Genomic DNA, 24,682 nt, shown 5'->3' with positions numbered 1-24,682 from the left:
AGGGTCAAGCCACTTGCTGGAGAATTTCGTGATGAAGATCGGAGAACTGGCCAAAGCCACCGACTGCGCCGTGGAAACCATCCGCTACTACGAGCGTGAACAGCTGCTGCCGGAGCCGGCACGCAGCGACGGCAACTACCGGCTGTACACCCAGGCCCACGTCGAGCGGCTTACCTTCATCCGCAACTGCCGCACCCTGGACATGACCCTGGATGAAATCCGCAGCCTGCTACGCCTGCGCGACAGCCCCGATGATTCGTGCGGCAGCGTCAATGCGCTGATCGACGAACATATCGAGCATGTGCAGGCTAGGATCGATGGCCTGGTGGCGCTGCAGGAACAGCTGGTGGAGCTGCGGCGGCGCTGCAATGCGCAAGGGGCGGAGTGTGCGATCTTGCAGCAACTGGAGACGAACGGGGCGGTATCGGTGCCGGAAACCGAGCATTCGCATGTGGGGCGAAGTCATGGGCATTGAGATTTTGGGGCTGCTTTGCAGCCCATCGCGACACAAGGCCGCTCCTACAGGCTACGCGATCTCCTGTAGGAGCGGCCTTGTGTCGCGAAAGGGGCGCAAAGCGCCCCCGGCAATCTAGAACATCACACCGCCATCGGCGCCGTCATCGGCGCATGGTGCTCATACCCTTCCAGCCAGAAATCGCTCGGCTCGATCTTCTCCAGCCACTCCGGCTCGTACTTGCCCGTCTCGGCAAACGCCGGCACGCGGTCGCTGATCACCAGCTTCGGCGCCTCCAGCGGCTCACGCTTGAGCTGCTCGTTGAGCATGTCCAGATGATTTTCATACACATGGGCATCGCCGATGAAGTAGGTGAACCAGCGCGGGGTGTAGCCGGTCAGGCGGCCGAACAGCGACAGCAGCGCCGCGCCTTCGGTGAGGTTGAACGGCGTACCCAGGCCCAGGTCGTTCGAGCGGATGTAGAGGGTCAGGGAGATTTCCCTGGTCTCAACGTTCGGGTGGAACTGGTACAGCAGGTGGCACGGCGGCAGGGCCATTTCGTCCAGCTGCGCACAGTTCCAGCCGTGGAACAGGATACGGCGGCTGCCCGGGTCGTTGGCGATGGTGTCCAGGCACTGGCGCACCTGGTCGATGGCCTTGTACAGGATGACGAACGCGACGCCGTCCTCCTCGTCCTGGGCGATGCGGCGGAAGCCCGCCTTCTCGGCCATTTCGATGGCCGCCGGGTTGCTCAGCGGGATGCGCTTGTAGCCCGGCCACTGGCGCCATTGCACGCCGTAGATCTCGCCCAGGTCGTCATGGCCCTGGCGGAACGGGTTGGCCAGCCACTGGGCGTTCTCGTTGGCGTTCTGGTCCCAGACCTTGCAGCCCAGTTCGCGGAATTCACCGGCGTTCTTCACGCCACGCAGGAAACCGACCATTTCACCGATCGCCGACTTGAACGCCAGTTTGCGCGTGGTAATGGCCGGGAAGCCCTTCTGCAAGTCGAAACGCAGCATGGCGCCCGGCAGGCTGATGGTGCGGATGCCGGTGCGGTTGCCCTGCAGCGTGCCGTTGTCGATGACGTCGCGGACCAGGTCCAGATACTGTTTCATGGCTTACCTGTAGCAAAAACGGCAGGGGGATCGCCCCTGCCGTGGGATTAATCAGGCGGGTTTCGCCGTAGGCTTGCGATTATAAGCCCACCAGATCAGGCCAAGGCCAGCCAGGATCATCGGCACGCACAGAATCTGACCCATGGTCAGCCAGCCCCAGGCCAGGTAGCCAAGCTGGGCATCCGGTACGCGGACGAATTCGACGATGAAGCGGAAGATACCGTAGAACAGCGCGAACATGCCGGATACCGCCATGGTCGGCCGCGGCTTGCGCGAGAACGCCCAGAGGATCAGGAACAGCGCCACACCTTCGAGTGCGAACTGGTAAAGCTGCGATGGGTGACGCGGCAGCTGCGCCGGGTCGCTGAACGGCGGGAAGACCATCGCCCATGGCACGTCGGTGGCCTTGCCCCACAGCTCGGCGTTGATGAAGTTGCCGATGCGCCCGGCCCCCAGGCCGATCGGCACCAGCGGGGCGACAAAGTCCATCAGCTCGAAGAACGACTTGTTGTTGCGCTTGCCGAACCACAAGGCCGCCAGCATCACGCCGATGAAACCGCCGTGGAACGACATGCCACCCTTCCACACTTCGAAGATCAGCGTCGGATTGGCCAGGTAGGCGTGCAGGTCGTAGAAAAGCACGTAGCCCAGGCGACCACCGACGATCACACCCATCGACAGCCAGAACACCAGGTCGGAGAGCTTTTCGCGCGTCCAGGTGGGGTCGAAGCGGTTCAGCCGGCGCGAGGCGAGCAGCCAGGCACCGCCGATGCCGACCAGGTACATCAGGCCGTACCAATGGATTTTCAGCGGCCCGATGGCCACGGCCACGGGGTCTATCTGCGGGTAAGGCAGCATGGAACTTCCTCTCGATTCAAATCAAAAAGCTGAGGCCGACACAGAACAGCAGGGCTGCGAACAGGCGTTTCAACAAACGTGGCGACAGCTTGTGCGCCAGGCGCGCGCCGAAGCGGGCGAAAAACATGCTGGTCACGGCAATGCCGAGCAGCGCCGGCAGGTACACGTAACCCAGGCTGTGGGCCGGCAGGTGCTGCTCGTGCCAACCCAGCAGCATGAAACTCAGGGCACTGGCCAAGGCAATGGGCAGGCCACAGGCCGAAGACGTGGCCACTGCCTGCTGCATGGGCAGGCTGCGCCAGGTCAGGAACGGCACGGTCAGCGAACCGCCGCCGATGCCGAAAATGGCCGAAGCCCAGCCGATCACCCCACCTGCACCGATCAGCGCGGGCTTGCCGGGGATGCCACGACTGGCCTTGGGTTTGAGGTCCAGGGCCATCTGCGCGGCGATGACCAGGGCGAACACACCGATGATCTTTTGCAGCAACGGCCCCTGTATCAGCGAGGCGGTCTTGGCGCCGACACCGGCCCCAAGGAGGATGCCGAGGGTCATCCAGGCGAAGATCGGCCATTGCACCGCGCCCTTGCGATGGTGCTCGAGCACGGCGTTGATCGAGGTGAAAACGATGGTTGCCAGCGACGTACCGACAGCCAGGTGGGTCAGCACCGAGGCATCGAAACCCTGCAAGGTGAAGCTGAACACCAGCACCGGCACGATGATGATACCGCCGCCCACGCCGAACAGCCCGGCCAGCACACCGGCGCAGGCGCCCAACAGCAGATAGAGCACGAATTCCATTCGTCTTCCCCGAGAAAACAATCCGGCATGGTAACGGAAGCCGGGCTCGGGGCTCTAGTGAACAGTGTGTCAGGATGGATCCTCCCTGCCGCTGTGGGTACAGTGGCGAAAAAACGGAGGCCCGACAGATGTGCCTGATCGTATTCGCCTGGCGGCCGGGGCACGCCCTGCCGCTGATCGTGGCGGCCAACCGCGATGAGTTCTATGCCCGCCCCACCCAGGCCCTGGCGGCCTGGGAGGATGCACCCGGGGTATATGCCGGGCGCGACCTGGAAGCCGGCGGCACCTGGCTGGGCGTCGGCCCGCAGGGGCGGTTCGCGGCGCTGACCAATATTCGCGACCCGGCGCAGGCACTGGGGCCACGCTCGCGGGGCGAGCTGGTGGCGGCGTATCTGCAGGGGGAGTTGGGGGTCGAGGCCTATCTGGACCAGGTGGCCAGCCGCAGCAGGCAATATTCAGGGTTCAACCTGCTGGTGGGCGATGGACGGCAGTTGGGCTACCTGCATGCCCAAGACGCGGCGCCGCGCTTGCTGGAGGCCGGGGTTTACGGGCTTTCCAATGCCGGGCTAGATACGCCTTGGCCGAAGCTGGTGAAGGCGCGCAGTGGGCTGGAAGGGTTACTGGAAACGCCAGAGCCACAGCGCTTGCTAGCGTTGCTGGCCGATGCCGAACCGGCGCCGGAGGGCGAGTTGCCGGAGACGGGCGTGGGGTTGGCGACCGAGAAGTTGCTGTCGAGCGTGTTCATTGCCAGCCAGAACTACGGGACGCGGGCGAGCACGGTGCTGATAGTGGATGATCAGGGGAAAAGGCGGCTTATTGAGCGCAGTTTTGGGCCATTTGGCGGGCACTTGGGGGAAGTTGAGCTTTCGGTCTGAGCACTGTGCTGGCCTTTGTGGGAGCGGGCGAGCCCGCGAACACCGGCGAAGCCGGTGCCATACAGCGAGTCGCCTGCTTCGCGGGCACGCCCGCTCCCACAAACCCGCGAAGAGGCCGGAACAGGCACCCCGCATTCAGAGGGTCTTATTGGCCCCAGGCCCGATCATCCGCGCCAACCCAAGGTTTTTCAGGGCCAGTTGCAGCGAGCTGTGGATAACCTGCGGGTTGTCATGGCTCAGTGCCTCGGTCAGCAATTCCTTGGCCTTGACCAGGTTGATCTGGCGCAGCATCCACTTCACCTTCGGCAGGTTGGTGGCGTTCATCGACAGACTGTCGAAGCCCATGGCCATCAACAGGATCGCCGCTGCCGGGTCACCGGCCATCTCACCGCAGATACTCACCGGCTTGCCTTCGCCATGGGCGTCGCGCACCACCGTGTTCAGCGCCTGCAACACCGCCGGGTGCAGGTAGTCGTACAGGTCGGCGACCCGCGGGTTGTTGCGGTCCACCGCCAGCAGGTACTGGGTCAGGTCGTTGGAACCGACCGACAGGAAGTCCACCTGCCGCGCCAGCTCCTTGGTCTGGTAAACCGCCGCAGGAATTTCCACCATCACGCCAACTGGTGGCATCGGCACATCGGTGCCTTCGTCACGCACCTCGCCCCAGGCGCGGTGGATCAGGTGCAGCGCCTCTTCCAGCTCATGGATGCCGGAAATCATCGGCAGCAGGATACGCAGGTTGTTCAGCCCCTCGCTGGCCTTGAGCATGGCGCGGGTCTGAACCAGGAAGATTTCCGGGTGGTCGAGGGTGACGCGGATGCCGCGCCAGCCGAGGAACGGGTTTTCTTCCTTGATCGGGAAGTACGACAGCGACTTGTCGCCACCGATGTCGAGGGTACGCATGGTCACCGGCAGCGGGTGGAAGGCCGCCAGCTGCTCGCGGTAGATGGCCAGCTGCTCTTTCTCGCTGGGGAAGCGCTGGTTGATCATGAACGGCACTTCGGTGCGGTACAGCCCCACCCCTTCGGCGCCACGCTGCTGGGCACGGGCCACGTCGGCGAGCAGGCCGGTGTTGACCCACAGCGGCATGCGGTGGCCGTCCGGGGTAACGCACGGCAGTTCGCGCAGGGCATCCAGGCCCTGGGCCAGCTGGCGCTCCTCCTCGACCACGTCGCTGTACTGCTTGCGCAGCACTTCGCTGGGGTTGGTGAACACCTCGCCCTTGTAGCCGTCGACGATCATCTCGATGCCGTCGACCTTGGAATAAGGCAAATCGACCAGGCCCATCACCGTGGGGATGCCCATGGCGCGAGCCAGGATGGCGACGTGGGAGTTGCCCGAGCCCAGTACCGAGACCAGTCCGACCAGCTTGCCTTCAGGCACTTCGCCGAGCATCGCCGGGGTCAGCTCTTCACTCACCAGGATGGTGTTGTCGGCATACACCAGCGACTGCGCGCGGGCTTCCTGCAGGTAGGCCAGCAGGCGCCGGCCCAGGTCCTTGACGTCGGAGGCGCGCTCGCGCAGGTAGTCATCGTCCATCAGCTCGAAGCGGTTGACGTGCTCGCCCACCACCTGGCGCAGTGCGCCCTGGGCCCACTGGCCGGTCTTGATGACTTCGGTCACCTCACCGCCCAGAGCCGCGTCTTCGAGCATCATCAGGTACACATCGAACAGTGCACGCTCCTCCGGGCGCAGCTGGGTGGCCAGCTTGGCCGACAGCTTGCGCATATCGTCGCGCACACCTTCGAGGGCGTTCTGGAACAGCTTCAGTTCGGCGTCGATGTCATCGACGGTCTTGTCCGGCACCACTTCCAGATCGGCTGGCGGTAGCATCACCACTGCGCGCCCCACGGCGGCGCCAGGCGAGCCCGGTACGCCGACGAAGCGCGCTTCCTGGATGCCCTTGCCCTGGCGGCCCAGGCCACGGATCGAGCCAGTAGCCTCGGCGTGGGCGATAACCCCTGCGAGCTGGGCGCTCATGGTGACCAGGAAGGCTTCTTCGCCCTCGTCGAACTGGCGACGCTCCTTTTGCTGGATGACCAATACCCCGACCACGCGACGGTGGTGGATGATCGGCGCACCGAGGAAGGAGGCGAATTTTTCCTCGCCGGTTTCGGCAAAGTAGCGGTAACGCGGGTGGTCGGCAGCGTTTTCCAGGTTCAGCGGCTCTTCCCGGGTACCGACCAGGCCGACCAGGCCTTCGTTGGGGGCCATGCTGACCTTGCCGATGGAGCGCTTGTTCAGGCCTTCGGTGGCCATCAGCACGAAGCGGTTGGTTTCCGGGTCGAGCAGGTAGACCGAGCAGACCTGGCTGCCCATGGCCTCCTTGACACGCAAGACAATGATCCCCAACGCCGACTTGAGATCTTTGGCGGAGTTTACTTCCTGGACGATCTTGCGCAGCGTATTGAGCATGGCTCGGGGTCGAACTCCGTCGTCAGTCGCGCGTCAGCAGACGCGGTGCTAGCTCTTTCAGGGCGCGTCGGTAGACCTCGCGCTTGAATGTCACAACCTGGCCCAGCGGGTACCAATAGCTGACCCAGCGCCAGCCGTCGAATTCCGGCTTGCCGGTCAGGTCCATCCGCACCCGTTGTTCGTTGCTGACCAGACGCAGCAGGAACCATTTCTGCTTCTGGCCGATGCACAGCGGCTGGCTATGCGTACGCACCAGTCGCTGGGGTAAACGATAACGCAACCAGCCACGGGTGCAGGCAAGAATTTCCACATCATCGCGTTCAAGGCCAACTTCTTCGTTCAGCTCGCGGTACAGGGCATCTTCCGGCGTCTCGTCAGGGTTGATGCCACCCTGGGGAAACTGCCAGGCATCCTGGTTGATCCGTCGAGCCCATAGCACCTGCCCGGCATCATTCGTGAGAATGATCCCGACATTGGGGCGAAAACCATCCGGGTCGATCACGGCAGCAACCTCGCAAACGCATGTCACCGCATTGTTCCACAAAGCTTGCGAGCGCAGCAACGCGCCCGCCAAGCTTATGTGCAGCAGCGTGAAAACTCCGTATTCTGCGGGCCTACCCTGTGGCTTATGCGAGTGACCGCGATGCGCCTGGCTTTATTCGACCTGGACAATACCCTCCTCGGTGGCGACAGCGACCATGCCTGGGGTGACTACCTTTGCCAGCGCGGCATCCTCGACCCGGTTACCTACAAGCAACGCAACGATGGCTTCTATCAGGAATACCTGAACGGCACCCTGGACCTGCAGGCCTACCTGGCCTTTTCCATGGAAATCCTTGCGGCAACACCGGTAGCCCAGCTCGACGAATGGCACCGCGACTTCATGCGCGCCTGCATCGAGCCGATCATCCTGCCCAAGGCGCTGACCTTGCTGCAGCAGCACCGCGAGGCCGGCGACCAGCTGGTGATCATCACCGCCACCAACCGCTTCGTCACCGCACCGATTGCCCGGCGCCTGGGGGTTCGCGTGTTGCTGGCGACCGAATGCGAAACGCGTGATGGCCGCTATACCGGACGTAGTACCGATATACCGTGTTTCCGTGAAGGCAAGGTGACGCGGCTGGAGCGCTGGATGCTGGAAAACGGCTTCGACCTTGAGGACAGCTATTTCTATAGCGACTCGATGAACGATTTGCCGCTGTTGCAGCGGGTGGCGCATGCGGTGGCGGTGGACCCCGACCCGAAGCTGCGGGCGGAGGCCGAGATGCGTGGGTGGCCTGTGGTTTCGCTGCGGGATTGAGGTTTTCCTGTGCCGGCCTCTTCGCGGGTAAACCCACTCCCACAGGTACTGCACAGCCCTCAAGCCTTGCTCAGATCCTGTAGGAGCGGGTTTAACCGCGAAGAGGCCAGCACATACAGCACAAAGCTGTCAGACCGGCTTGGCCCCCATCAGCCCGGCGATGGACAGGAAGCAAACCCCACTGAACACCGCCAGTGCCAAGGTAAAGCGCAGCCCCACCACCTCGGCCTTGCGCAGCCGGTTCAACCGCACCAGCAGCCACCACACGGCAAACGCGCCCAGCGTATAGATGACGCTGGACGCCAGCACCCAGGTCTGCCCCAGCGGCCAGCCCACCAGGTGCACCAGCCACCAGCCGGTGAACGGCATGCTCACCAGGCACAGGCCCATCACCAGCCAGACGAACACCAGCGGCCGACGCAGCAGCTTGGCGTAGGCCTCGGCATCGCCCTGGCGGCGGGCGCGCACGGTCCAGAGCGCCAGGCCCAGAGCACCCAGCAGCAGGAGCGCGGTGGCGATGATGTGCAGGGTCTTGAGGGTGGTCAGGTGTTCCATGTCCGAATTGTCCTTTGTCAGGCCATTTTTGCAGCAGCCCCTAACCCTTGTAGGAGCGGCCTTGTGTCGCGAAAGGGCCGCAAAAGCGGCCCCGGGATCTCGGCCATGATCACACATTGCCGGGGCCGCCTTGCGGCCCATCGCGACACAAGGCCGCTCCTACAAAAAGCGAGATATCTGGCTTAGCTTAGCCGCTCAGCCCAGGAACAGCTTGTAAGCCGGGTTGTCGGTTTCGTCCCAGTACGGGTAGCCGATCTTCGCCAGCGCCGCCGGCACCATGTGGCGCTCGTCCTCCGGCACCTGCAACCCCGCCACCACGCGCCCGTCAGCGGCGCCATGGTTGCGGTAGTGGAACATCGAAATGTTCCAGCGCCCGCCCAGCTTGTTGAGGAAGTTGAACAGCGCCCCCGGCCGCTCGGGGAACTCGAAGCGCAGCACCATCTCGTCACTGGCACCGGCCGAATGACCACCAACCATATGGCGAATATGCAGCTTGGCCAGCTCGTTGTCGGTCAAGTCGGTAACCGGGAAGCCCTGCTCGGTCAGTTGCTGTACCAGCGCCGCACGCGGGTCGTTTTCCGGGTGGGTCTGCACGCCGACGAAGATATGCGCCTCGTCGGAGGTGTGCTTGCGGTAGTTGAATTCGGTGATCTGGCGCTTGCCGATAGCCTCGCAGAAGGCCTTGAAGCTGCCCGGGCGCTCAGGGATGGTCACGGCGATGATCGCTTCGCGCTTTTCACCCAGCTCGGCACGCTCGGCCACATGGCGCAGGCGGTCGAAGTTGACGTTGGCACCGGAGTCGATGGCCACCAGGGTCTGCCCGGTCACGCCGTACAACTCGACGTACTTCTTGATGCCCGCCACGCCCAAGGCACCGGCAGGTTCGGTGATCGAGCGGGTATCATCGTAGATATCCTTGATAGCCGCGCAGATTTCGTCGGTACTGACGGTGACCACTTCATCCACATGATGGCGGCAGATGTCGAAGGTGTGCTGGCCGATCTGCGCCACCGCCACGCCGTCGGCGAACAGCCCGACCTGCGGCAGCACCACGCGCTCGCCGGCCGCCATGGCCGCCTGCAGGCAGTTGGAGTCGTCCGGCTCGACACCAATCACTTTGATTTCCGGGCGCAGGTATTTCACGTATGCAGCAATGCCGGCGATCAGGCCACCGCCACCCACCGGCACGAAGATCGCGTCCAGCTGGCCTGGGTGCTGGCGCAGGATCTCCATGGCCACGGTGCCCTGCCCGGCGATGGTGTGCGGGTCGTCGTAGGGGTGCACGTAGACGAAGCCCTTTTCATCGACCAGTTTCAGCGAATAGGCCAGCGCCTCGGGGAACGAGTCGCCATGCAGCACCACCTTGCCGCCCCGCGAACGCACGCCCTCGACCTTGATCTCCGGGGTGGTCTTGGGCATCACGATAGTGGCCTTGATGCCCATCTCGCGCGCGGCCAGGGCTAGGCCCTGGGCGTGGTTGCCGGCCGAGGCGGTGACCACGCCACGGGCCAGTTCTTCCGGGGTCAGTTGGGCCAGCTTGTTGTAGGCCCCGCGGATCTTGAACGAGAACACCGGCTGCAGGTCTTCGCGCTTGAGCAGAATCTGGTTGCCCAGGCGCTTGCTCAGCTGCCCGGCGCTCTGCAGCGGGGTTTCGACCGCAACGTCGTAGACGCGCGAGGTGAGGATCTTCTTGACGTACTGTTCGAGCATCGGGAATGCATCACTGGGCCGCGGGACAAGGGCTGGGAGTCTACCCCAGCGCTACGTCGGGCGACCACAGCAAAGCCGCCCGAGCCGTTATACTAGGCTCTTTTCAAAACCGCCCTGCCCCCTCTCGGAGCCCGCATGACCCAGGACCAACTCAAACAGGCCGTCGCCCAGGCCGCTGTCGACTTCATTCTGCCCAAGCTGGATGAAAAGAGCGTCGTCGGCGTCGGCACCGGTTCGACCGCCAACTTCTTCATCGACGCCCTGGCTCAGCACAAGACCGCCTTCGACGGCGCGGTCGCCAGCTCCGAAGCCACTGCCCAGCGTCTGAAGGGCCATGGCATCCCGGTCTACGAGCTGAACAGCGTCAGCGAACTGGAGTTCTACGTGGACGGCGCCGACGAGAGCGACGCGCACCTGAACCTGATCAAAGGCGGCGGCGCAGCCCTGACCCGCGAGAAGATCGTCGCCGCCGTGGCCAAGACCTTCATCTGCATCGCCGATGCCAGCAAGCTGGTACCGGTGCTGGGCGCGTTCCCGCTGCCGGTCGAAGTGATCCCGATGGCCCGCAGCCACGTGGCGCGCCAGCTGGTCAAATTGGGCGGTGACCCGGTGTACCGTGAGGGCGTGGTTACCGACAACGGCAACGTGATCCTCGATGTGCACAACCTGCAGATCACCAACCCGGTGGAGCTGGAAGCGCAGATCAATGCCATTGTTGGCGTGGTGACCAACGGCCTGTTCGCGGCGCGGCCGGCAGATTTGCTGCTGCTGGGTACCTCTGAGGGCGTGAAGAGCCTCAAGGCCGAGTAACTTTCTGCTAGAGCTTCGCCCTCGATTCGCAGCACAAGGCTGCTCCTACAGGGGTACGCGGTTTCCTGTAGGAGCAGCCTTGTGCTGCGAATGGGCTGCAAAGCAGCCCCACCTGCTCACTCCGCTGGCTGTTTGAACACATAGAACAGGTTCGGCTCACTGACCAGATAGATGGTCCCCGCCTCATCCATCGCAATCCCCTCCGCCTGTGGCACCGTCGCCTGCAACCCCTGGAACCCCTTGCGCAACGACAAGGTACTCAGCGGCCGGCCCTCCACATCCAGCTCCAGCACCAGCCGCGACTCGTCCGACAGCGCCAGCAGGTGCCCGCTGCGCTCATCGAACTGCAAGCTCGACAGGTCCCGCACGAACAGTCGCGAATCACGCTTGCGGTCCTGCACCACATGCACCGCATAGGGCTGCTCAGGATTGTCGTGCGGGAAGCCATGCACCTCGTAGATCAGCATTGGGTCACGCTCCTTGGCCACGAACAGGCGCTTGCCCGCCGAATCATAGGCCAGCCCCTCGAAGCCCTTGTTGCCATTCAGGCCAATGCCCAGGGTCAGCTGCTCGGCATCGCCGGCATCGAGGAACATCGTGTCGTCCTCCAGGCGCACGCGAATCAGCCGCTGCTGACGCTCGTCGGTGATCACATAGCTGTTGGGCCCGACGTACTCCACGGCTTCCGGGTCGCCGAAGCCGGTCAGCGGCACTCGGCGCAGGATGCGCCCGTCCAGCGACAGCTCGATCAGCTCCGAGCGTGCATTGGTAACGGTAAACAGAGTCTTGCGGTCGGGGTCGTAGGTCAGCGCCGAGATGTCGTCATCCAGCCCCTCGATCGGCTGCGCCTCCACCACCACCCGGTAACGGTCCAGGCCGATGCTTTGCTCGGCTGGCTGCCACCAGGCGTTGAGGTTGAACCAGCCACGCTCGAACAGGCGAAACTCCTGCCCGGCCAAGCCGAGCAGGATCAGGCCGATAACGACCAGAACAGGGAACGGACGAACAAAACGGCGCATGAGGGAAGACTCGACACAGGGGTGACGAATCTAATCACGAACAACTGAAGTAAAGCTTAATGCCAGCATCCGAAAAGTCGGATGTTTGGGTCAGTTTTTGCTGAAGCGATAGAACAGTGCAGGCTCGCTGACCATGTACAGGTTGCCCTTGTCGTCCATGGCCACCCCTTCGGCACGCGGGATGGTGTCCTGCAGGCCGTTGAAACCGCCGAGCAGGGTCATGAAACTGACTTGCTGGCCCTGCTCGTCCAGTTCCAGAAGCATGTTGGAGTCGGACGACAGCACCAGCAAGTGGCCGGTACGCGGATCCACGCCAAGCGCCGATAGGTTGCGCAGGTCAAGTTCATCACTGGGCAAAAGCTGTTTTTCACCCGTGAGCGGGCTGCGGCCGTCGGTATTCCAGGTATACAGCCTGGGCGGGCGCTCCTCGCCGATGACCAGGCGCTGGCGCAGCGGGTCCCAGGCCACCGCCTCGAAGCCCTTGTTGCTCTTCAACGACGGGCCCAGGTCGTGGCTCTGGAAATCATCATGGTTCAACGAGGTGGTCTGCGCATCCACCTTGACCACGGTCAGGTCGTGCAGGCGCTCATCGGTGATTGCCAGGTAGCCGTCTTCCAGTACGGCGACGCCTTCCGGGTTGTTCCAGCCGTTGAGGGGGATCTTGCGCAGTACATCGCCATCCAGGCTCAGTTCGACCAGGATCGGGTTCTTGCCCATGACTGCGAACAGGGTGCGGGTACGCGGGTTGAAGGCCACATCTGAAGCTTCATCGTCGTCCATGCCCGGCAACGGTTTGGCATTGATGTCGACCTTGTAGTCTGGTAGCCATACGCTCTCGCTGCGCTCGGCGGCGCTTTCGAAACTTTCTTTGACCCACAGCGCACCGCGGTCGTCCCAGTGCATGGCTACGGCCACGCCATAGCCGACTACCGCCGCCACAGCCAGGCCGAAGGGCCAGCGCAGAAAGAAACGACGCTTGGGGGTTGCCGGTGCGCTGGAGGGAGATGGCATGCAGGGGTCCTGGGGAAATGGGCGAAGATTCGCGCATTATCCGGATCAGGTGTGAAAAATCGGTAAACAGGACCGGCCTCTTCGCGGGTTTACCCGCGAAGAAGGCGACGCGGTCTCGAGTCAGAGCACCCGGCTTTCGAAGCGGCTCACACCCGGCAACTCCAGCACCAATTCGTCACCGACATTGAACGGCCCCACACCCGCCGGGGTACCGGTGAGGATCACATCCCCCGCCTGCAGCGAGAAATGCGCGGCCATGTGCTGGATCATCGGCACGATCGGGTTGAGCATCATCGCGCTGTTACCATCCTGGCGAACTTCGCCGTTGACGGTCAGGCGCACCGGGATGTCGGTCACATCCTCGAAGCTGGCGGCCGACACGAACGGCGGCAGTACGCAGGCGCCATCGAAGCACTTGGCCAACTCCCAGGGCAGGCCCTTCTCTTTCAGCTTGGCCTGCACGTCACGCAGGGTAAGGTCTAGCGCCGGTGCATAGCCGGAAATGGCGTCCAGCACCTCTTCCTCACTCGGGTGAGTCGACAGCGGCTTGCCCAGCAGCACGGCAATTTCCGCCTCATAGTGCACCGAGCCACGTTCCGTCGGGATCTTGAAGCCGCCCTCGGCTGGTACCACGCAGCTGCCCGGCTTGATGAACAGCAGCGGTTCGGTGGGGATCGGATTGTCCAGCTCCTTGGCATGCTCGGCATAGTTACGGCCGATGCAAACCACCTTGCCCAGCGGGAAGTGAATGCGTGTGCCGTCTACGTACTGATGCTGGTAACTCATGGCCGACTCCTCTGGACACTGCTTTCTATTCAGGTGCGAAGATCTTACCCGGATTCATGATGCCGTTAGGGTCGAACACGGCCTTTATTGCCTTCATGCAGGCAATTTCTTCGGGCGAGCGGCTATAGCCCAGGTAGTCACGCTTGGTCATGCCCACACCATGCTCGGCGGAGATCGAGCCGTTGTAGCGCTCGACGATCTCGAACACCCACTTGTTGACCTTGGTGCACGAGGCGAAGAAGTCGTCCTTGCTCATGTGCTCGGGCTTGAGGATGTTCAGGTGCAGGTTGCCGTCGCCGATGTGGCCGTACCACACCACTTCGTAATCCGGGTAATGTTCGGCGACGATGGCATCTATATCGCGCAGGAACGCTGGCACTTTCGACACCGTGACAGAAATGTCGTTCTTGTACGGGGTCCAGTGCGAGATGGTTTCCGACAGGTACTCGCGCAGTTTCCACAGGTTTTTCAGCTGGGTCTCGCTCTGGCTCATCACCCCGTCCAGCACCCAGCCTTGCTCGACGCAGTGCTCGAAGGTGGCCAGGGCTTCGTTGGCCACCTCCTCGGTGCTGGCCTCGAATTCCAGCAGCGCATAGAACGGGCAGTCGGTCTCGAACGGTGCCGGCACATCGCCACGCGCCAGGATCTTGGCCAGGCCCTTGTCGGAAAAGAACTCGAAGGCGGTCAGGTCCAGCTTGCCCTGGAAGGCATGCAGCACCGGCATGATCGAGTCGAAATCCGGGGTCCCCAGCACCATCGCGGTGAGGTTGCGCGGCGCACGGTCCAGACGCATGGTGGCCTCGACCACGAAGCCCAGGGTACCTTCGGCACCGATGAACAGCTGGCGCAGGTCGTAGCCGGTGGCGTTCTTGATCAGGTCCTTGTTCAGCTCCAGCAGCTCACCCTTGCCGGTCACCACTTTCAACCCGGCCACCCAGTTGCGGGTCATGCCGTAGCGAATCACCTTGATTCCGCCGGCATTGGTGCCGATATTGCCGCCAATCTGGCTGGAACCGCTGGAGGCGAAGTCCACGGGGTAATACAGGCCCTGTTCTTCGGCGTAGGCCTGCAGCTGGCGGGTAATCACCCCTGGCTGGCAGACCACGGTGCGGTCGAAGGCATTGAAGCCGAGAATCTGGTTCATGTAGTCGAAGGCGACCACCACTTCGCCATTGGCCGCCACGGCGCCTGCGGAAAGCCCGGTACGCCCGCCAGACGGCACCAGCGCCACCTTGTGCGTATTGGCCCAGCGCACGATCGCCTGCACCTGCTCCACCGTCTTGGGAAAGACGATGGCGCTGGGTGCCGGTGGGTAATGCTTGGTCCAGTCCTTGCCATAGGCTTCCAGGGAAGCTGCGTCGGTCAGGACCTTGCCAGGGTCGACAAGGGTCATCAGTTCATCAATTACAGCGGGGTGGGTCATCGCTGGAACTCTCGACTTATTCATAGTCACCCTGAGCACTCTTCACCTGTCGGGATAAGCTCAGATTGTGTCGCGTATGCTAGCATAGCCCTCCCGCTGTTCATGCTAAGGCCGCCTTTGCGCCTGGCATCACCCTCGCCATTTTTTCTCCGGGATACAGGTTTACGCAGATGAGCAAGACTTCTCTCGACAAGAGCAAGATCCGGTTCCTTCTTCTTGAAGGTGTGCACCAGAACGCGGTCGATACCCTCAAGGCCGCCGGCTACACCAACATCGAATACCTCACTGGTTCGCTGCCGGAAGCCGAGCTGAAGGAAAAGATCGCAGATGCCCACTTCATCGGCATCCGTTCGCGCACCCAGCTGACCGAAGAGATCTTCGACTGCGCCAAGAAACTGGTCGCCGTTGGCTGCTTCTGCATCGGCACCAACCAGGTCGACCTGGAAGCTGCCCGCGAGCGCGGTATCGCCGTGTTCAACGCGCCATACTCCAACACCCGTTCGGTAGCCGAACTGGTACTGGCCGAAGCCATCCTGCTGCTGCGCGGCATCCCCGAGAAGAACGCTTCCTGCCACCGTGGCGGCTGGATCAAGAGCGCGGCCAATTCCTTCGAAATCCGCGGCAAGAAGCTGGGTATCGTCGGTTACGGCTCGATCGGCACCCAGCTGTCGGTCCTGGCCGAGAACATGGGCATGCAGGTGTATTTCTACGACCCGTTGACCAAGCTGCCACTGGGCAACGCCGTGCAGGTCACCAGCCTGCACGAGCTGCTGGGCCTGGCCGACATCGTTTCGCTGCACGTGCCTGAGCTGCCGTCCACCCAGTGGATGATCGGCGAGAAGGAAATCCGCGCGATGAAGAAGGGCGCGATCCTGATCAACGCCGCACGCGGCACGGTGGTCGAGCTGGACCACCTGGCCGCCGCCATCAAGGACCAGCACCTGATCGGCGCCGCCATCGACGTGTTCCCGGTGGAGCCGCGCTCCAACGACGAGCAGTTCGAAAGCCCGCTGCGTGGCCTGGACAACGTGATCCTGACCCCGCACATCGGTGGTTCCACTGCCGAAGCCCAGGCCAACATCGGCCTGGAAGTGGCCGAGAAGCTGGTCAAGTACAGCGACAACGGTACCTCGGTATCCTCGGTCAACTTCCCGGAAGTGGCCCTGCCGGCGCACCCAGGCAAGCACCGCCTGCTGCACATCCACGAAAACATCCCGGGCGTGCTCAGCGAAATCAACAAGGTCTTCGCCGAGAACGGCATCAACATCTCTGGTCAGTTCCTGCAGACCAACGAGAAAGTCGGTTACGTGGTGATCGACGTTGACGCCGAGTACTCCGACCTGGCGCAAGAGAAGCTGCAACAGGTCAAGGGCACCATCCGTTCCCGCGTGCTGTTCTAAGTTCGCTGGCGGCATGAAAAAAGGGAGGCCCTGGTGGCCTCCCTTTTTTTGCCTGTGACATTGGTGTCGCTTGCTTCGCGGGCTTGCCCGCGAAGAGCTCAACCCCTATTTCACGTCGACAGTAATCTTCTGCGACACGACGCTCGGCTTGAACGGCACGTGATACTGGTCACCCAGCACCAGCTGCAGGGTGTGCTTGCCTGGGGTCAGGGTAATGCTGGTTTCGGTCTGCGCCTTGCCGAAGTGCAATACTTGCGGGCCATCCGGCAACGCGGTGCCGGCCTGTGGCATCAGGCTGGCCGGCAGGGCCATGTCGGCCACCGGCTCTTTATCCACATCCACCAGCAGGTGGTGGTGGCCGGAGTGCGGGGTGTTGTCACCCGCAGGCTTGAGCGCCATGCCCTCGATGCCGAACTTGACGGTGAAGGTCTTGTCGACCGTGGCGCCATCGGCAGGGGAAACGATGAAGACCTTGGCATCCTTGGGCGGCTCCTGGCTCTTCAGGGCATCTGCGGCACTGGCGAACATCGACGCTCCCATCATCAGACCAGCAACGGCAGCACGCGAAAATAGGCTGTTCATTCACTTCTCCTGTGATTCACTTATTGACCGCCGCCAGTATTCCAGTGGCGGCGGTGGTTCACCTTAGTTGATATGTTTGCCCAGATGTTCACATCCTCAGGCAGAAATATTTCAATCAGGGTTAAACAATGCCGAGGCTTCAAGGTCATAGGCTGCGCTCGACCACGGCGAGGAAGAAAGCCGTGGCGAAGGTTATTCATCTGCCAAAGAGAAAAGGGGCTTTAATGCGTTCGACCATAGGAGTAATGCTGGCGATACTGATCACGCCATTGGCTCAGGCCGAGCTGATAGACGAAATTGCCGACCGGGGCGAACTGCGCATAGCCGTACAGGCCGACAACTCGCCGTACGCATTCAAGGAAAATGACCACCTGAGCGGCTTCGAGATCGACTTCGGCCAGGCGCTGGCCAAGGAACTGGACCTGCGCGCCGAGTTCATCGAAGCCCCTGCGGCAGAGGTACTGCCCGGTGTCGAGAGTGGCAAGTACGACATCGCACTGACCCCGTCGAGCGAATCGCCCAAAGGTGACGGCCAGCTCGATATGAGCCTGCCGTTTGGCGAGAAGCAGCTGGTGATCCCGTTCCAGAAGGACAACCCGGCGTTCGAGAGCGCGGTGAACAATGCACTGCAGCGGCTCAAGGACAGCGGGCGGACTGCCGAGCTTGAGCAGAAGTGGTTCAAGGGTGTGCCTGAGACTGCGTCCGGGCAGTAAGCGCTTTATTGCCTATCACGGCCTCTTCGCAGCACAAGGCTGCTCCTACAGGGATCGCTTACCCTTGTGCTGCGAAAGGGCCGGGACAGGCTCAAGCCGAAAGCCCAGCCAACGCCTGCTCCGCCAGTTCCAGCTCCAGCTCGCTGAACACCAGCACCCCCGCCCGCCGCAGTAATGCCGTGGTCACCCCTTCCCCGGCCACCTTCACACCACTGAACGTGCCGTCATAGGTCAACCGGTTGCCACACGAAGGGCTTCCAGCCTTCAGCACGGCCACGCGAATGCCATGCCGGCGCACCAGGTCCAGCGCCCGCTGCGCCCCGGCCAGGAACTCGGCGCTGACATTCTCGCCCGTCACCGTAAGCACCTGCGCGTCACCATCGAGCACCTCCCCACCCTGCCCGCCCGGTATCTCTGCAGGCGGCCGTGGAGTCGGCAAGCCACCCGCCACTTCCGGGCACAACGGCACCACGCGACCTTCGGCCTGCCAGCGCTGCAACAGGTCGGGGTGACCACTGGCTCGGCCGTCATAGCGCACTGGCTGCCCCAGCAGGCAGGCGCTGACCAGCACCTTGGGCAGGTCAGAACGGGTCATTGCCACGGCGTCGGAACCAGCCGGTCAACGACAGCCGCTCACGCCCGGCCGGCAGCACCTCATGGGGCACCTCGCCCGACAGGAACACTACCAGGCAGCCCGCCACCGGCTCGACATCATGCTCGACACCATCCGCCAGGAACATGCGCAACTGGCCACCGTCCTGCGGCTGCCAGCCTTCATTCAGGTACAGGACTGCCGACACCATGCGCCGGTCATCATCGCGGAAGCGGTCAAGGTGCCGGCGATAGAACGCCCCTGGCGGGTACAAGGCAAAATGGCACTCGAAGTCTTCCAGGCCAAGGAACAGGCCCTGGTTGATGGCCTGGCGCAGCTGGTCCATGGCGCTCAGGTACTGGTCGCAGGCCTCGGCCTGGCCGGGGTCGATCCACTGGATCTGGTCGCCGCGAATGGCCTCGCGCACCTCCTGGGCAGCACCGCGCCCAACCCCTGCAGGGTTGAGTTCGCCTTCGGCATCACGGCGCCGGCACTCGGCCGCGAGCGCACGCACCAGGTCGGCAGGCAGAAAAAGCGCCTGCTGGGACCAGCCATGGGTGGCCAGATCGTCGACGACGGCCGCAAGCATCGGGTGTTCAGGGGAGATGTGCATGGCGCGCATCATATCCATTAGCCATGCCGGCGCACAGCGCCACTTGGCCGAGAAGCACGCGGATATCTCGACAAACCGGCGCCCGGCCACGGACAATAGCCACCTGCCGACAGGAGTCCTGAATGCGCCGTCTGTTTTCCCTGATTCTGCTGATGATCTGCACCGTGCCTGTCTGGGCAGACAACCTGGATCAACTGTACAAGGCCGCCGGCTGGCCCGACCAGCGCGCCCATTTCAATGATGCCCTGACCGCTGCCCAGGAACGCTACCGCAACAGTTTGCCACCCGCCGTGTACCAGGCGCTGGTAAACAACAGCAACCAGCGCTTCCAGGCCCAGGCGGTGGACCGTCGCGCCCAGGCGCAGCTGCGCGCAACCTTGGCCAACCCGGCACCGGCGCTGGCTTTCTTCCGGTCGCCGCTGGGGCGCAAGGTGGTGGCTGCGGAGCTCAAGGCCACACGCAAGGACGAACTGGCCAGGAATGCCAAGGGCTTGCCGAAGATCCAGGCCAGCGATGATCGCCTGCTGATAATCGGGCATCTGGCCCAGGCCCTGCCGGCGCGCGAAGCCGGCGCCGAAGTGAGCCTGGCCATCGCCGGCGTGGCTGCCGACAGCCTCAGTTCGATGATCCCCGGCCTGTTCGGCGGCGGTCAGGCCCAGGGCCTGCTCGATGGTCAGCGCCAGCGTCTGATGAGCCAGATTGGCGAAGACCTCAACAACACGCTGCTGTATGTCTACCGCGACCTGTCCGATGCCGAGCTGGAAGAGTTCGCCACCTTTGCCGAGTCGCCGGACGGCAAGGCTTACTACCAGGCAGCCCTGGCCGCTGTACGCGCAGGCCTGGCGGTTGGCCAGAGCACCAACGACCTGAAGTGATCAGTTCAGGCGCTGGTCGATGAAGTCGAAGTAGCGCTTGCGAATGCCAGGTAGCTCGTTGGCCAGGTGGTGACGGGCCTCGGGCAGCATCAGAATCTGCGGCTCGGCAAACTTGGCCTTGAGTACTTCGAGGTTGTACGGCCAGTCCACTGTGCCATCCGCTTCTCCTTGCACGATCAACGGCCGCCGCGAGCTGCGCGGCGCGGCTTCGATACGCTTGACCCAGGCAATCAAGGCGCCCACCCAGGCGGTTGGCAGACGGCGCGGTTGCAGCGGGTCGGCTTCGAGGAACGGCAGGAAGGTCGGGTCATTGGTGTTCTCGCTGAAGCGCCGCTCGATGCCATTCACGAAGTGACGCAACACGCGATAGCTCAGCTTCGACCAGCGCCAGGCACAGGGCCGCACCAGCGGCGCCAACAGGATGACCTGGCCATCGATGGGGCTGCGCGCGCCCTGGTACAACAGGTGGTCCACGGCGATGGCGCCACCGGTGCTTTGCCCGCAAAGGTGCCAGGGGCGCGGCAGTTGCAGCGTGCGCGCCTGTTCGAACAAAGCCTCCAGCACTTGCTGGTAAACCGCGAAATCACTGATGCTGGCCCGCTCGCCGCTGGACAGGCCATGGCCGGGCAGGTCGCAACTGATCACGGCGAAACCCTGTTTGAGCGCCCAATCGATCACATGCCGGTAGAGGCCCATATGGTCGTAATAGCCGTGCAGCAGGAACAGCGTCGCGCTCGGCTGGTCGGGTAGCCAGGCCTGCCCGACCAGCTCGAAGCCTGCGGCCTGGAAGCCGCCCAGCCAGCTGTGGGCCGACAGGTTCAGGCCATAGAAGCGCTGGTAGTCCTGCGCCTGCGCCGACAACGGCTGGCGAGCGGTCAACGGCGCCAGGCTGGTGCGCAGGAGGTCAGGGTGAAAGGCAGCGGGCATCGGGTACATCCACAGTGAAGCAAGTATTGATCTGGGATATTCAGCTCTGGCTGGCGTCGTGGCAAGCTTGCTCACCATCGAACATCAACCACCGATCCCCTGTAGGAGCGGCCTTGTGTCGCGATAGGGCCGCACAGCGGCCCCGGCAATCTCAGCGTGGGGCACAAATCTTGGGGGCGCTTCGCACCCCATCGCGACGCAAGGCCGCTCCTACAGGGGGCCGCGGATACTTCATGAAGACTCGGATCATCAAACCGCTGTGCACGGCAATCGCCCTTCTGGTCGGCGTGGCCATCCTCTGGCAGGCCTACACCACCTTCCAGGCCCGCTACCTGCGCCCGTTCGACAACAAGGCCACGCTGTTCGACGGCAGCCAGCTGCAGTTGCCCGCCGAGCTGGCCGGCCCCGGCCCGATCCGGGTAGTGCATTTCTGGGACCCGGCCTGCCCGTGCAACGTCGGCAACCAGCAGCACTTGGGCGACCTGGTCAACCAGTTCGCCAGCCAGGGCGTGACCTTCCACGTGCTGCAAAAGCCCGACAGCCACGGCCAGCTGCCCGCCAACCTCACCGCCCTCAAGCCACTCGCCAGCGTGCCCGGCAGCGAACACCTGCCCGCCTCCCCGGCCGTGGCCATCTGGGACCGGCAAGGCCACCTGGCCTACTTCGGCCCCTACAGCGAAGGCGCCGTGTGCAATGCCAGCAACAGCTTCATCGAGCCGATCCTCAAAGCGCTACTCGACGGCCGCCAGGTGAGTGCCTCCAATACCCTGGCGGTGGGCTGCTACTGCCCCTGGGCCGGCTGACGCACCCGCGCAGGGTTGCCCACCACCACCGCGCCTGCCGGCACGTCACGGGTGACCACACTACCGGCACCCACCACGGCGTTATCGCCAATGGTCACCCCCGGCAGGATGATCGCCGCGCCGCCGATCCACACGTTGTTGCCGATGGTCACCGGCCGGCCACTCTCCAGACCAGTTCGGCGCACCTCGGGGTCGAGCGGGTGGTCGGCGGTATAGATTTGCACGTTGGGGCCGATCTGGCAGTCATCACCAATATGCACCGGCAGCACATCGAGGATCACGCAGTTGAAATTCATGAAGGTGTTGCGGCCGACGCTGATGTTGTAGCCATAGTCGCAATAGAACGGCGGGCGGATCACCGCGCCTTCGCCGACCTGGCCAAAGTGCTCTACCAGGAGCCCATGACGTGCGTCGTTGAGCAACTCGACACTGCTGTTGTAGCGGTGCATCCAGTGCTTGTTGGCGATCTGCTCGGCCTGCAGCTCGGGGCAGCCAGCGTGATAGAGCTGGCCTGTAAGCATTTTCTGTTTTTCGCTGAGGGACATGGAAACTCCTTCCTGGGGCTATGCTCTGTTCGCGAATCCGCCGATCATCGGACCACATTTTTCGCTTGAACGCACAAGGAGCCTGCATGAAGCGCAGCCTGACCCTGTTGGCCGTGGTGGTTGCCGTGGCCGCCGGCGCCGGATACTGGTACGTGCAGGGCAAGCTGCCGCAACGCGAGGGCGAGGTGGCCATTGCCGGCCTGCAGGCGCCGGTCAGCGTGCGCTACGATGCCCGCGGCGTGCCGCACCTGCAGGCGCAGAGCGAGCCGGACCTGTACCGTGCCCTCGGTTACGTGCATGCCCAGGACCGGCTGTTCCAGATGGAGATCCTGCGCCGCCTGGCCCGGGGTGAGCTGGCCGAGGTGCTGGGCGACAAGCTGCTGCCCACCGATACCCTGTTCCGCAGCCTGCGCATTCGCGAACAGGCAGCACTGATGGCCAAGCGTCAGGACCGGCAATCGCCCGCCTGGCAAGCCCTGCAAGCCTACCTCGACGGAGTGAACAGCTGGCAGGCCAGCCACCCAAAACCCGTGGAGTTCGACCTGCTCGGCATCACCCCACGCCCCTTCAGCGCCGAAGACACCCTGAGCATCGCCGGCTACCTGGCCTACAGCTTTGCCGCCGCGTTTCGCACCGAACCCGCGCTCACCTATATCCGCGACCAGCTGGGCCCTGAGTACCTGAACATCTTCGATCTCGCCTGGCAGCCCGAGGGCGCCTTGGGTACACCGCTGGCCGCTGCCGACTGGCAAAGCCTGGAGGCCCTCGCCCGCCTCAGCCATGATGCGCTGGGCGATGCGGGCATCCCGCAATTCGAGGGCAGCAACGCCTGGGCCGTGGCCGGCAGCCGCACCCGCAGCGGCAGGCCGCTGCTGGCCGGCGACCCGCACATCGGTTTTGCGGTGCCAGCGGTGTGGTACGAGGCCGAGCTGTCGGCGCCGGGCTTCAACCTGTATGGCTACTTCCAGGCGCTCAACCCGTTCGCCCTGCTCGGCCACAACCGCGACTTCGGCTGGAGCCTGACCATGTTCCAGAATGACGACGTCGACCTGATCGCCGAGCGAACCAACCCTGCCGACGCCAACCAGGTGATGGTCGATGGCAAATGGCAGGCGCTGGAAAAGACCGAGCAGCAGATTGCCGTCAAAGGCGAAGCACCGGTCACCCTCAGCCTCCGCCGGTCGCCCCATGGCCCGATCGTCAACGACGTGCTGGGTGCCACTGCCGGGCCCACGCCAATCGCCATGTGGTGGGCGTTCCTGGAAACCGAAAACCCGATCCTCGACGGTTTCTACCAGCTCAACCGCGCCGATACCCTGGGCAAGATGCGCGAGGCCGCGGCCAAGGTGCATGCGCCGGGGCTGAACCTGGTGTGGGCCAATGCCCGTGGCGATATCGGCTGGTGGGCGGCGGCGCAGTTGCCGATACGCCCCGACGGCGTCGACCCCGCGTTCATCCTCGACGGTGCCAGTGCGCAGGCCGACAAGCTCGGCTTCTACCCCTTCAGCGTCAACCCGCAGCAGGAGAACCCGGCACGCGACTACATTGTCTCGGCCAACTACCAGCCTCCAGCAGCAGTGCCGATACCCGGTTACTACAACCTGCCGGACCGAGGCCGCCAGCTCGATCGCCACTTGGCCAACCCCGACGTGAAGTGGGATACCCAAAATAGCCAGGCGCTGCAGTTGGACACTGGCAGCGACTATGGCCCGCGCACCCTTGCACCACTGCTGGCAACGCTGCGCGCAGTGGCCGAAGGTGACGAAGAGAAGGAGCTGGTCGAGCAACTGGCAGCCTGGAGCGGCGACTACCCGCTCGACTCGACCAGTGCCACGCTGTTCAACCAGTTCCTCTACGAGCTGGCATTCGCGGCCTTGCATGACGAGCTGGGCGACACCTGGTTCCCGGTGCTGATCAGCACCCGCGCCATCGACGCAGCCCTGCCGCGCCTGGCGGCGGATGCCGATTCACCGTGGTGGAACACCCGCGGAGCCAACCAGCGCACCGACCGTAACGCCGTGGTGCGGATGGCGTGGCAGAACAGCTTGAAGCACCTGCGGGAAACCCTGGGCAACGACCCGGCCAGTTGGCAGTGGGGCAAGGCCCATACCCTGACCCACAACCACCCGCTGGGGGTCAAAAAGCCGCTGAACCTGCTGTTCAACGTCGGCCCGTTCGCCGCACCGGGCACCCATGAAGTGCCGAACAACCTCTCGGCGAAGATCGGCCCGGCGCCATGGCCGGTGACCTATGGGCCGTCGACGCGGCGGCTGGTCGACTTTGCCGATGCCGGGCAGGCGCTGACCACCAACCCGGTCGGGCAGAGTGGTGTGCCGTTCGACAGGCATTTTGCGGATCAGGCCGAAGGTTATGTGCAGGGGCAGTACCAGAAGGCGCAGATGGGGGTGATTCCGGCGCAGAGTACCTTGCGTCTGGTGCCAGCCCATTCGCAGCACAAGGCTGCTCCTACAAGAGACCGCGATCCCCTGTAGGAGCAGACTT

Annotated in this window: 25 protein-coding genes; 9 read left to right on the top strand and 16 right to left on the bottom strand. The window is 63.6% G+C overall.

Going from position 1 to position 24,682, the window contains the following annotated elements:
- Positions 1 to 31 precede the first annotated feature (31 nt).
- Positions 32 to 475, top strand: a complete 444-nt coding sequence (gene cadR, locus IMX18_RS25620) for a cadmium resistance transcriptional regulator CadR (RefSeq protein WP_015272183.1) — start codon at positions 32 to 34, stop codon at positions 473 to 475.
- Positions 476 to 597: 122 nt separating this feature from the next.
- Here cadR and IMX18_RS25615 read toward each other — a convergent pair whose 3' ends face one another.
- The 3 genes from IMX18_RS25615 to IMX18_RS25605 are packed head-to-tail and all read right to left on the bottom strand — an operon-like array spanning position 598 to position 3,226.
- The gene (locus tag IMX18_RS25615) at positions 598 to 1,569 is read right to left on the bottom strand and encodes a thymidylate synthase (RefSeq protein ID WP_013974664.1); all 972 of its coding nucleotides are present in this window, start codon (positions 1,567 to 1,569) and stop codon (positions 598 to 600) included.
- A 51-nt stretch (positions 1,570 to 1,620) separates the two neighbouring features.
- Positions 1,621 to 2,427 carry a prolipoprotein diacylglyceryl transferase gene (gene lgt / locus IMX18_RS25610; RefSeq protein WP_013974665.1) on the bottom strand — a complete coding sequence of 269 codons (807 nt, stop codon included), beginning with the start codon at positions 2,425 to 2,427 and terminating at the stop codon, positions 1,621 to 1,623.
- A 16-nt stretch (positions 2,428 to 2,443) separates the two neighbouring features.
- Complete coding sequence (locus IMX18_RS25605; RefSeq protein ID WP_015272184.1) at positions 2,444 to 3,226, bottom strand: sulfite exporter TauE/SafE family protein; 783 nt, start codon at positions 3,224 to 3,226, stop codon at positions 2,444 to 2,446.
- A 128-nt stretch (positions 3,227 to 3,354) separates the two neighbouring features.
- Between IMX18_RS25605 and IMX18_RS25600 the strand changes: the two genes are divergently transcribed.
- Positions 3,355 to 4,101: an NRDE family protein gene (locus IMX18_RS25600; RefSeq protein WP_015272185.1), complete on the top strand. Its 747-nt coding sequence runs from the start codon at positions 3,355 to 3,357 to the stop codon at positions 4,099 to 4,101.
- A gap of 135 nt (positions 4,102 to 4,236) precedes the next feature.
- Here the strand turns inward: IMX18_RS25600 and ptsP are convergent, their stop codons facing one another.
- On the bottom strand, positions 4,237 to 6,516 hold the full coding sequence (ptsP, locus tag IMX18_RS25595) for a phosphoenolpyruvate--protein phosphotransferase (protein ID WP_015272186.1): 2,280 nt from the start codon (positions 6,514 to 6,516) through the stop codon (positions 4,237 to 4,239).
- 22 nt (positions 6,517 to 6,538) lie between these two features.
- Positions 6,539 to 7,018, bottom strand: a complete 480-nt coding sequence (locus IMX18_RS25590; RefSeq protein ID WP_003249017.1) for an RNA pyrophosphohydrolase — start codon at positions 7,016 to 7,018, stop codon at positions 6,539 to 6,541.
- A 141-nt stretch (positions 7,019 to 7,159) separates the two neighbouring features.
- Between IMX18_RS25590 and IMX18_RS25585 the strand changes: the two genes are divergently transcribed.
- On the top strand, positions 7,160 to 7,816 hold the full coding sequence (locus tag IMX18_RS25585; protein ID WP_003258535.1) for a histidinol-phosphatase: 657 nt from the start codon (positions 7,160 to 7,162) through the stop codon (positions 7,814 to 7,816).
- A gap of 129 nt (positions 7,817 to 7,945) precedes the next feature.
- Here IMX18_RS25585 and IMX18_RS25580 read toward each other — a convergent pair whose 3' ends face one another.
- Entirely contained in the window at positions 7,946 to 8,371 is a 426-nt protein-coding gene (locus IMX18_RS25580) for a DUF2269 domain-containing protein (protein ID WP_015272187.1), read from the bottom strand.
- A 195-nt stretch (positions 8,372 to 8,566) separates the two neighbouring features.
- Positions 8,567 to 10,081, bottom strand: a complete 1,515-nt coding sequence (gene ilvA, locus IMX18_RS25575; RefSeq protein WP_015272188.1) for a threonine ammonia-lyase, biosynthetic — start codon at positions 10,079 to 10,081, stop codon at positions 8,567 to 8,569.
- 135 nt (positions 10,082 to 10,216) lie between these two features.
- Between ilvA and rpiA the strand changes: the two genes are divergently transcribed.
- Positions 10,217 to 10,891 (top strand): ribose-5-phosphate isomerase RpiA, encoded by a 675-nt coding sequence (gene rpiA, locus IMX18_RS25570; protein ID WP_013974672.1) that lies wholly within the window; start codon positions 10,217 to 10,219, stop codon positions 10,889 to 10,891.
- Between the two features lie 116 nt (positions 10,892 to 11,007).
- Here rpiA and IMX18_RS25565 read toward each other — a convergent pair whose 3' ends face one another.
- The 4 genes from IMX18_RS25565 to IMX18_RS25550 all read right to left on the bottom strand — a co-directional run bounded on the left by IMX18_RS25565 (position 11,008) and on the right by IMX18_RS25550 (position 15,130).
- Positions 11,008 to 11,910: an SdiA-regulated domain-containing protein gene (locus IMX18_RS25565; protein WP_015272189.1), complete on the bottom strand. Its 903-nt coding sequence runs from the start codon at positions 11,908 to 11,910 to the stop codon at positions 11,008 to 11,010.
- 90 nt (positions 11,911 to 12,000) lie between these two features.
- Positions 12,001 to 12,921, bottom strand: a complete 921-nt coding sequence (locus IMX18_RS25560; protein WP_015272190.1) for an SdiA-regulated domain-containing protein — start codon at positions 12,919 to 12,921, stop codon at positions 12,001 to 12,003.
- A gap of 120 nt (positions 12,922 to 13,041) precedes the next feature.
- Positions 13,042 to 13,707, bottom strand: coding sequence for a fumarylacetoacetate hydrolase family protein (locus tag IMX18_RS25555; protein WP_015272191.1), 666 nt, complete (start codon positions 13,705 to 13,707; stop codon positions 13,042 to 13,044).
- A 25-nt stretch (positions 13,708 to 13,732) separates the two neighbouring features.
- Positions 13,733 to 15,130: an FAD-binding oxidoreductase gene (locus tag IMX18_RS25550; protein WP_015272192.1), complete on the bottom strand. Its 1,398-nt coding sequence runs from the start codon at positions 15,128 to 15,130 to the stop codon at positions 13,733 to 13,735.
- Positions 15,131 to 15,300: 170 nt separating this feature from the next.
- On the opposite strand from IMX18_RS25550, the gene serA reads away from it, so the two are divergent.
- A complete protein-coding gene (serA, locus tag IMX18_RS25545; protein WP_003258542.1) occupies positions 15,301 to 16,530 on the top strand; it encodes a phosphoglycerate dehydrogenase in 1,230 nt (409 codons plus the stop codon).
- Positions 16,531 to 16,635: 105 nt separating this feature from the next.
- On the opposite strand, the gene IMX18_RS25540 is transcribed toward serA, so the two are convergent.
- Positions 16,636 to 17,112 (bottom strand): DUF4399 domain-containing protein, encoded by a 477-nt coding sequence (locus tag IMX18_RS25540; RefSeq protein WP_015272193.1) that lies wholly within the window; start codon positions 17,110 to 17,112, stop codon positions 16,636 to 16,638.
- Between the two features lie 224 nt (positions 17,113 to 17,336).
- Between IMX18_RS25540 and IMX18_RS25535 the strand changes: the two genes are divergently transcribed.
- Complete coding sequence (locus IMX18_RS25535) at positions 17,337 to 17,825, top strand: substrate-binding periplasmic protein (protein ID WP_217189993.1); 489 nt, start codon at positions 17,337 to 17,339, stop codon at positions 17,823 to 17,825.
- Between the two features lie 91 nt (positions 17,826 to 17,916).
- On the opposite strand, the gene IMX18_RS25530 is transcribed toward IMX18_RS25535, so the two are convergent.
- Together IMX18_RS25530 and IMX18_RS25525 are read right to left on the bottom strand one after the other, a co-directional pair.
- Positions 17,917 to 18,420 carry a 2-thiouracil desulfurase family protein gene (locus IMX18_RS25530; RefSeq protein ID WP_015272195.1) on the bottom strand — a complete coding sequence of 168 codons (504 nt, stop codon included), beginning with the start codon at positions 18,418 to 18,420 and terminating at the stop codon, positions 17,917 to 17,919.
- Positions 18,407 to 19,039: a 2OG-Fe(II) oxygenase gene (locus IMX18_RS25525; protein ID WP_024087880.1), complete on the bottom strand. Its 633-nt coding sequence runs from the start codon at positions 19,037 to 19,039 to the stop codon at positions 18,407 to 18,409. The genes IMX18_RS25530 and IMX18_RS25525 overlap by 14 nt, the downstream gene beginning before the upstream one ends.
- Before the next feature lie 113 nt (positions 19,040 to 19,152).
- On the opposite strand from IMX18_RS25525, the gene IMX18_RS25520 reads away from it, so the two are divergent.
- On the top strand, positions 19,153 to 19,905 hold the full coding sequence (locus IMX18_RS25520) for a DUF2059 domain-containing protein (RefSeq protein WP_015272197.1): 753 nt from the start codon (positions 19,153 to 19,155) through the stop codon (positions 19,903 to 19,905).
- Here IMX18_RS25520 and bipL read toward each other — a convergent pair whose 3' ends face one another.
- Positions 19,906 to 20,832: a phospholipase BipL gene (gene bipL / locus IMX18_RS25515; RefSeq protein WP_100412812.1), complete on the bottom strand. Its 927-nt coding sequence runs from the start codon at positions 20,830 to 20,832 to the stop codon at positions 19,906 to 19,908.
- A 233-nt stretch (positions 20,833 to 21,065) separates the two neighbouring features.
- On the opposite strand from bipL, the gene IMX18_RS25510 reads away from it, so the two are divergent.
- A complete protein-coding gene (locus tag IMX18_RS25510) occupies positions 21,066 to 21,635 on the top strand; it encodes a DUF6436 domain-containing protein (RefSeq protein WP_217189994.1) in 570 nt (189 codons plus the stop codon).
- On the opposite strand, the gene IMX18_RS25505 is transcribed toward IMX18_RS25510, so the two are convergent.
- Positions 21,614 to 22,180: a sugar O-acetyltransferase gene (locus IMX18_RS25505; RefSeq protein ID WP_025341014.1), complete on the bottom strand. Its 567-nt coding sequence runs from the start codon at positions 22,178 to 22,180 to the stop codon at positions 21,614 to 21,616. The genes IMX18_RS25510 and IMX18_RS25505 overlap by 22 nt on opposite strands.
- An 86-nt stretch (positions 22,181 to 22,266) precedes the next feature.
- Between IMX18_RS25505 and IMX18_RS25500 the strand changes: the two genes are divergently transcribed.
- The gene (locus tag IMX18_RS25500) at positions 22,267 to 24,672 is read left to right on the top strand and encodes a penicillin acylase family protein (protein ID WP_217189995.1); all 2,406 of its coding nucleotides are present in this window, start codon (positions 22,267 to 22,269) and stop codon (positions 24,670 to 24,672) included.
- Positions 24,673 to 24,682 lie beyond the last annotated feature (10 nt).

Origin of the sequence: Pseudomonas shirazica (assembly GCF_015168335.1) — a bacterium.
In the GTDB taxonomy this organism is placed as follows: domain Bacteria; phylum Pseudomonadota; class Gammaproteobacteria; order Pseudomonadales; family Pseudomonadaceae; genus Aquipseudomonas; species Aquipseudomonas asiatica.
This window is presented reverse-complemented; position numbering and strand designations above follow the sequence as displayed.

Excerpts from the sequence above, each read along its gene's own strand:
- IMX18_RS25585 (WP_003258535.1), top strand. The coding sequence starts at position 7,160 with ATGCGCCTGGCTTTATTCGACCTGGACAATACCCTCCTCGGTGGCGAC.
- IMX18_RS25555 (WP_015272191.1), bottom strand. The coding sequence starts at position 13,707 with ATGAGTTACCAGCATCAGTACGTAGACGGCACACGCATTCACTTCCCG.
- serA (WP_003258542.1), top strand. The coding sequence starts at position 15,301 with ATGAGCAAGACTTCTCTCGACAAGAGCAAGATCCGGTTCCTTCTTCTT.
- IMX18_RS25525 (WP_024087880.1), bottom strand. The coding sequence starts at position 19,039 with ATGCGCGCCATGCACATCTCCCCTGAACACCCGATGCTTGCGGCCGTC.
- IMX18_RS25580 (WP_015272187.1), bottom strand. The coding sequence starts at position 8,371 with ATGGAACACCTGACCACCCTCAAGACCCTGCACATCATCGCCACCGCG.
- IMX18_RS25605 (WP_015272184.1), bottom strand. The coding sequence starts at position 3,226 with ATGGAATTCGTGCTCTATCTGCTGTTGGGCGCCTGCGCCGGTGTGCTG.
- cadR (WP_015272183.1), top strand. The coding sequence starts at position 32 with ATGAAGATCGGAGAACTGGCCAAAGCCACCGACTGCGCCGTGGAAACC.
- rpiA (WP_013974672.1), top strand. The coding sequence starts at position 10,217 with ATGACCCAGGACCAACTCAAACAGGCCGTCGCCCAGGCCGCTGTCGAC.
- lgt (WP_013974665.1), bottom strand. The coding sequence starts at position 2,427 with ATGCTGCCTTACCCGCAGATAGACCCCGTGGCCGTGGCCATCGGGCCG.
- IMX18_RS25505 (WP_025341014.1), bottom strand. The coding sequence starts at position 22,180 with ATGTCCCTCAGCGAAAAACAGAAAATGCTTACAGGCCAGCTCTATCAC.
- IMX18_RS25615 (WP_013974664.1), bottom strand. The coding sequence starts at position 1,569 with ATGAAACAGTATCTGGACCTGGTCCGCGACGTCATCGACAACGGCACG.
- IMX18_RS25530 (WP_015272195.1), bottom strand. The coding sequence starts at position 18,420 with ATGACCCGTTCTGACCTGCCCAAGGTGCTGGTCAGCGCCTGCCTGCTG.
- IMX18_RS25510 (WP_217189994.1), top strand. The coding sequence starts at position 21,066 with ATGAAGACTCGGATCATCAAACCGCTGTGCACGGCAATCGCCCTTCTG.
- ptsP (WP_015272186.1), bottom strand. The coding sequence starts at position 6,516 with ATGCTCAATACGCTGCGCAAGATCGTCCAGGAAGTAAACTCCGCCAAA.
- IMX18_RS25600 (WP_015272185.1), top strand. The coding sequence starts at position 3,355 with ATGTGCCTGATCGTATTCGCCTGGCGGCCGGGGCACGCCCTGCCGCTG.
- IMX18_RS25535 (WP_217189993.1), top strand. The coding sequence starts at position 17,337 with ATGCGTTCGACCATAGGAGTAATGCTGGCGATACTGATCACGCCATTG.
- IMX18_RS25520 (WP_015272197.1), top strand. The coding sequence starts at position 19,153 with ATGCGCCGTCTGTTTTCCCTGATTCTGCTGATGATCTGCACCGTGCCT.
- bipL (WP_100412812.1), bottom strand. The coding sequence starts at position 20,832 with ATGCCCGCTGCCTTTCACCCTGACCTCCTGCGCACCAGCCTGGCGCCG.
- ilvA (WP_015272188.1), bottom strand. The coding sequence starts at position 10,081 with ATGCTCGAACAGTACGTCAAGAAGATCCTCACCTCGCGCGTCTACGAC.
- IMX18_RS25550 (WP_015272192.1), bottom strand. The coding sequence starts at position 15,130 with ATGACCCACCCCGCTGTAATTGATGAACTGATGACCCTTGTCGACCCT.
- IMX18_RS25540 (WP_015272193.1), bottom strand. The coding sequence starts at position 17,112 with ATGAACAGCCTATTTTCGCGTGCTGCCGTTGCTGGTCTGATGATGGGA.
- IMX18_RS25560 (WP_015272190.1), bottom strand. The coding sequence starts at position 12,921 with ATGCCATCTCCCTCCAGCGCACCGGCAACCCCCAAGCGTCGTTTCTTT.
- IMX18_RS25565 (WP_015272189.1), bottom strand. The coding sequence starts at position 11,910 with ATGCGCCGTTTTGTTCGTCCGTTCCCTGTTCTGGTCGTTATCGGCCTG.
- IMX18_RS25500 (WP_217189995.1), top strand. The coding sequence starts at position 22,267 with ATGAAGCGCAGCCTGACCCTGTTGGCCGTGGTGGTTGCCGTGGCCGCC.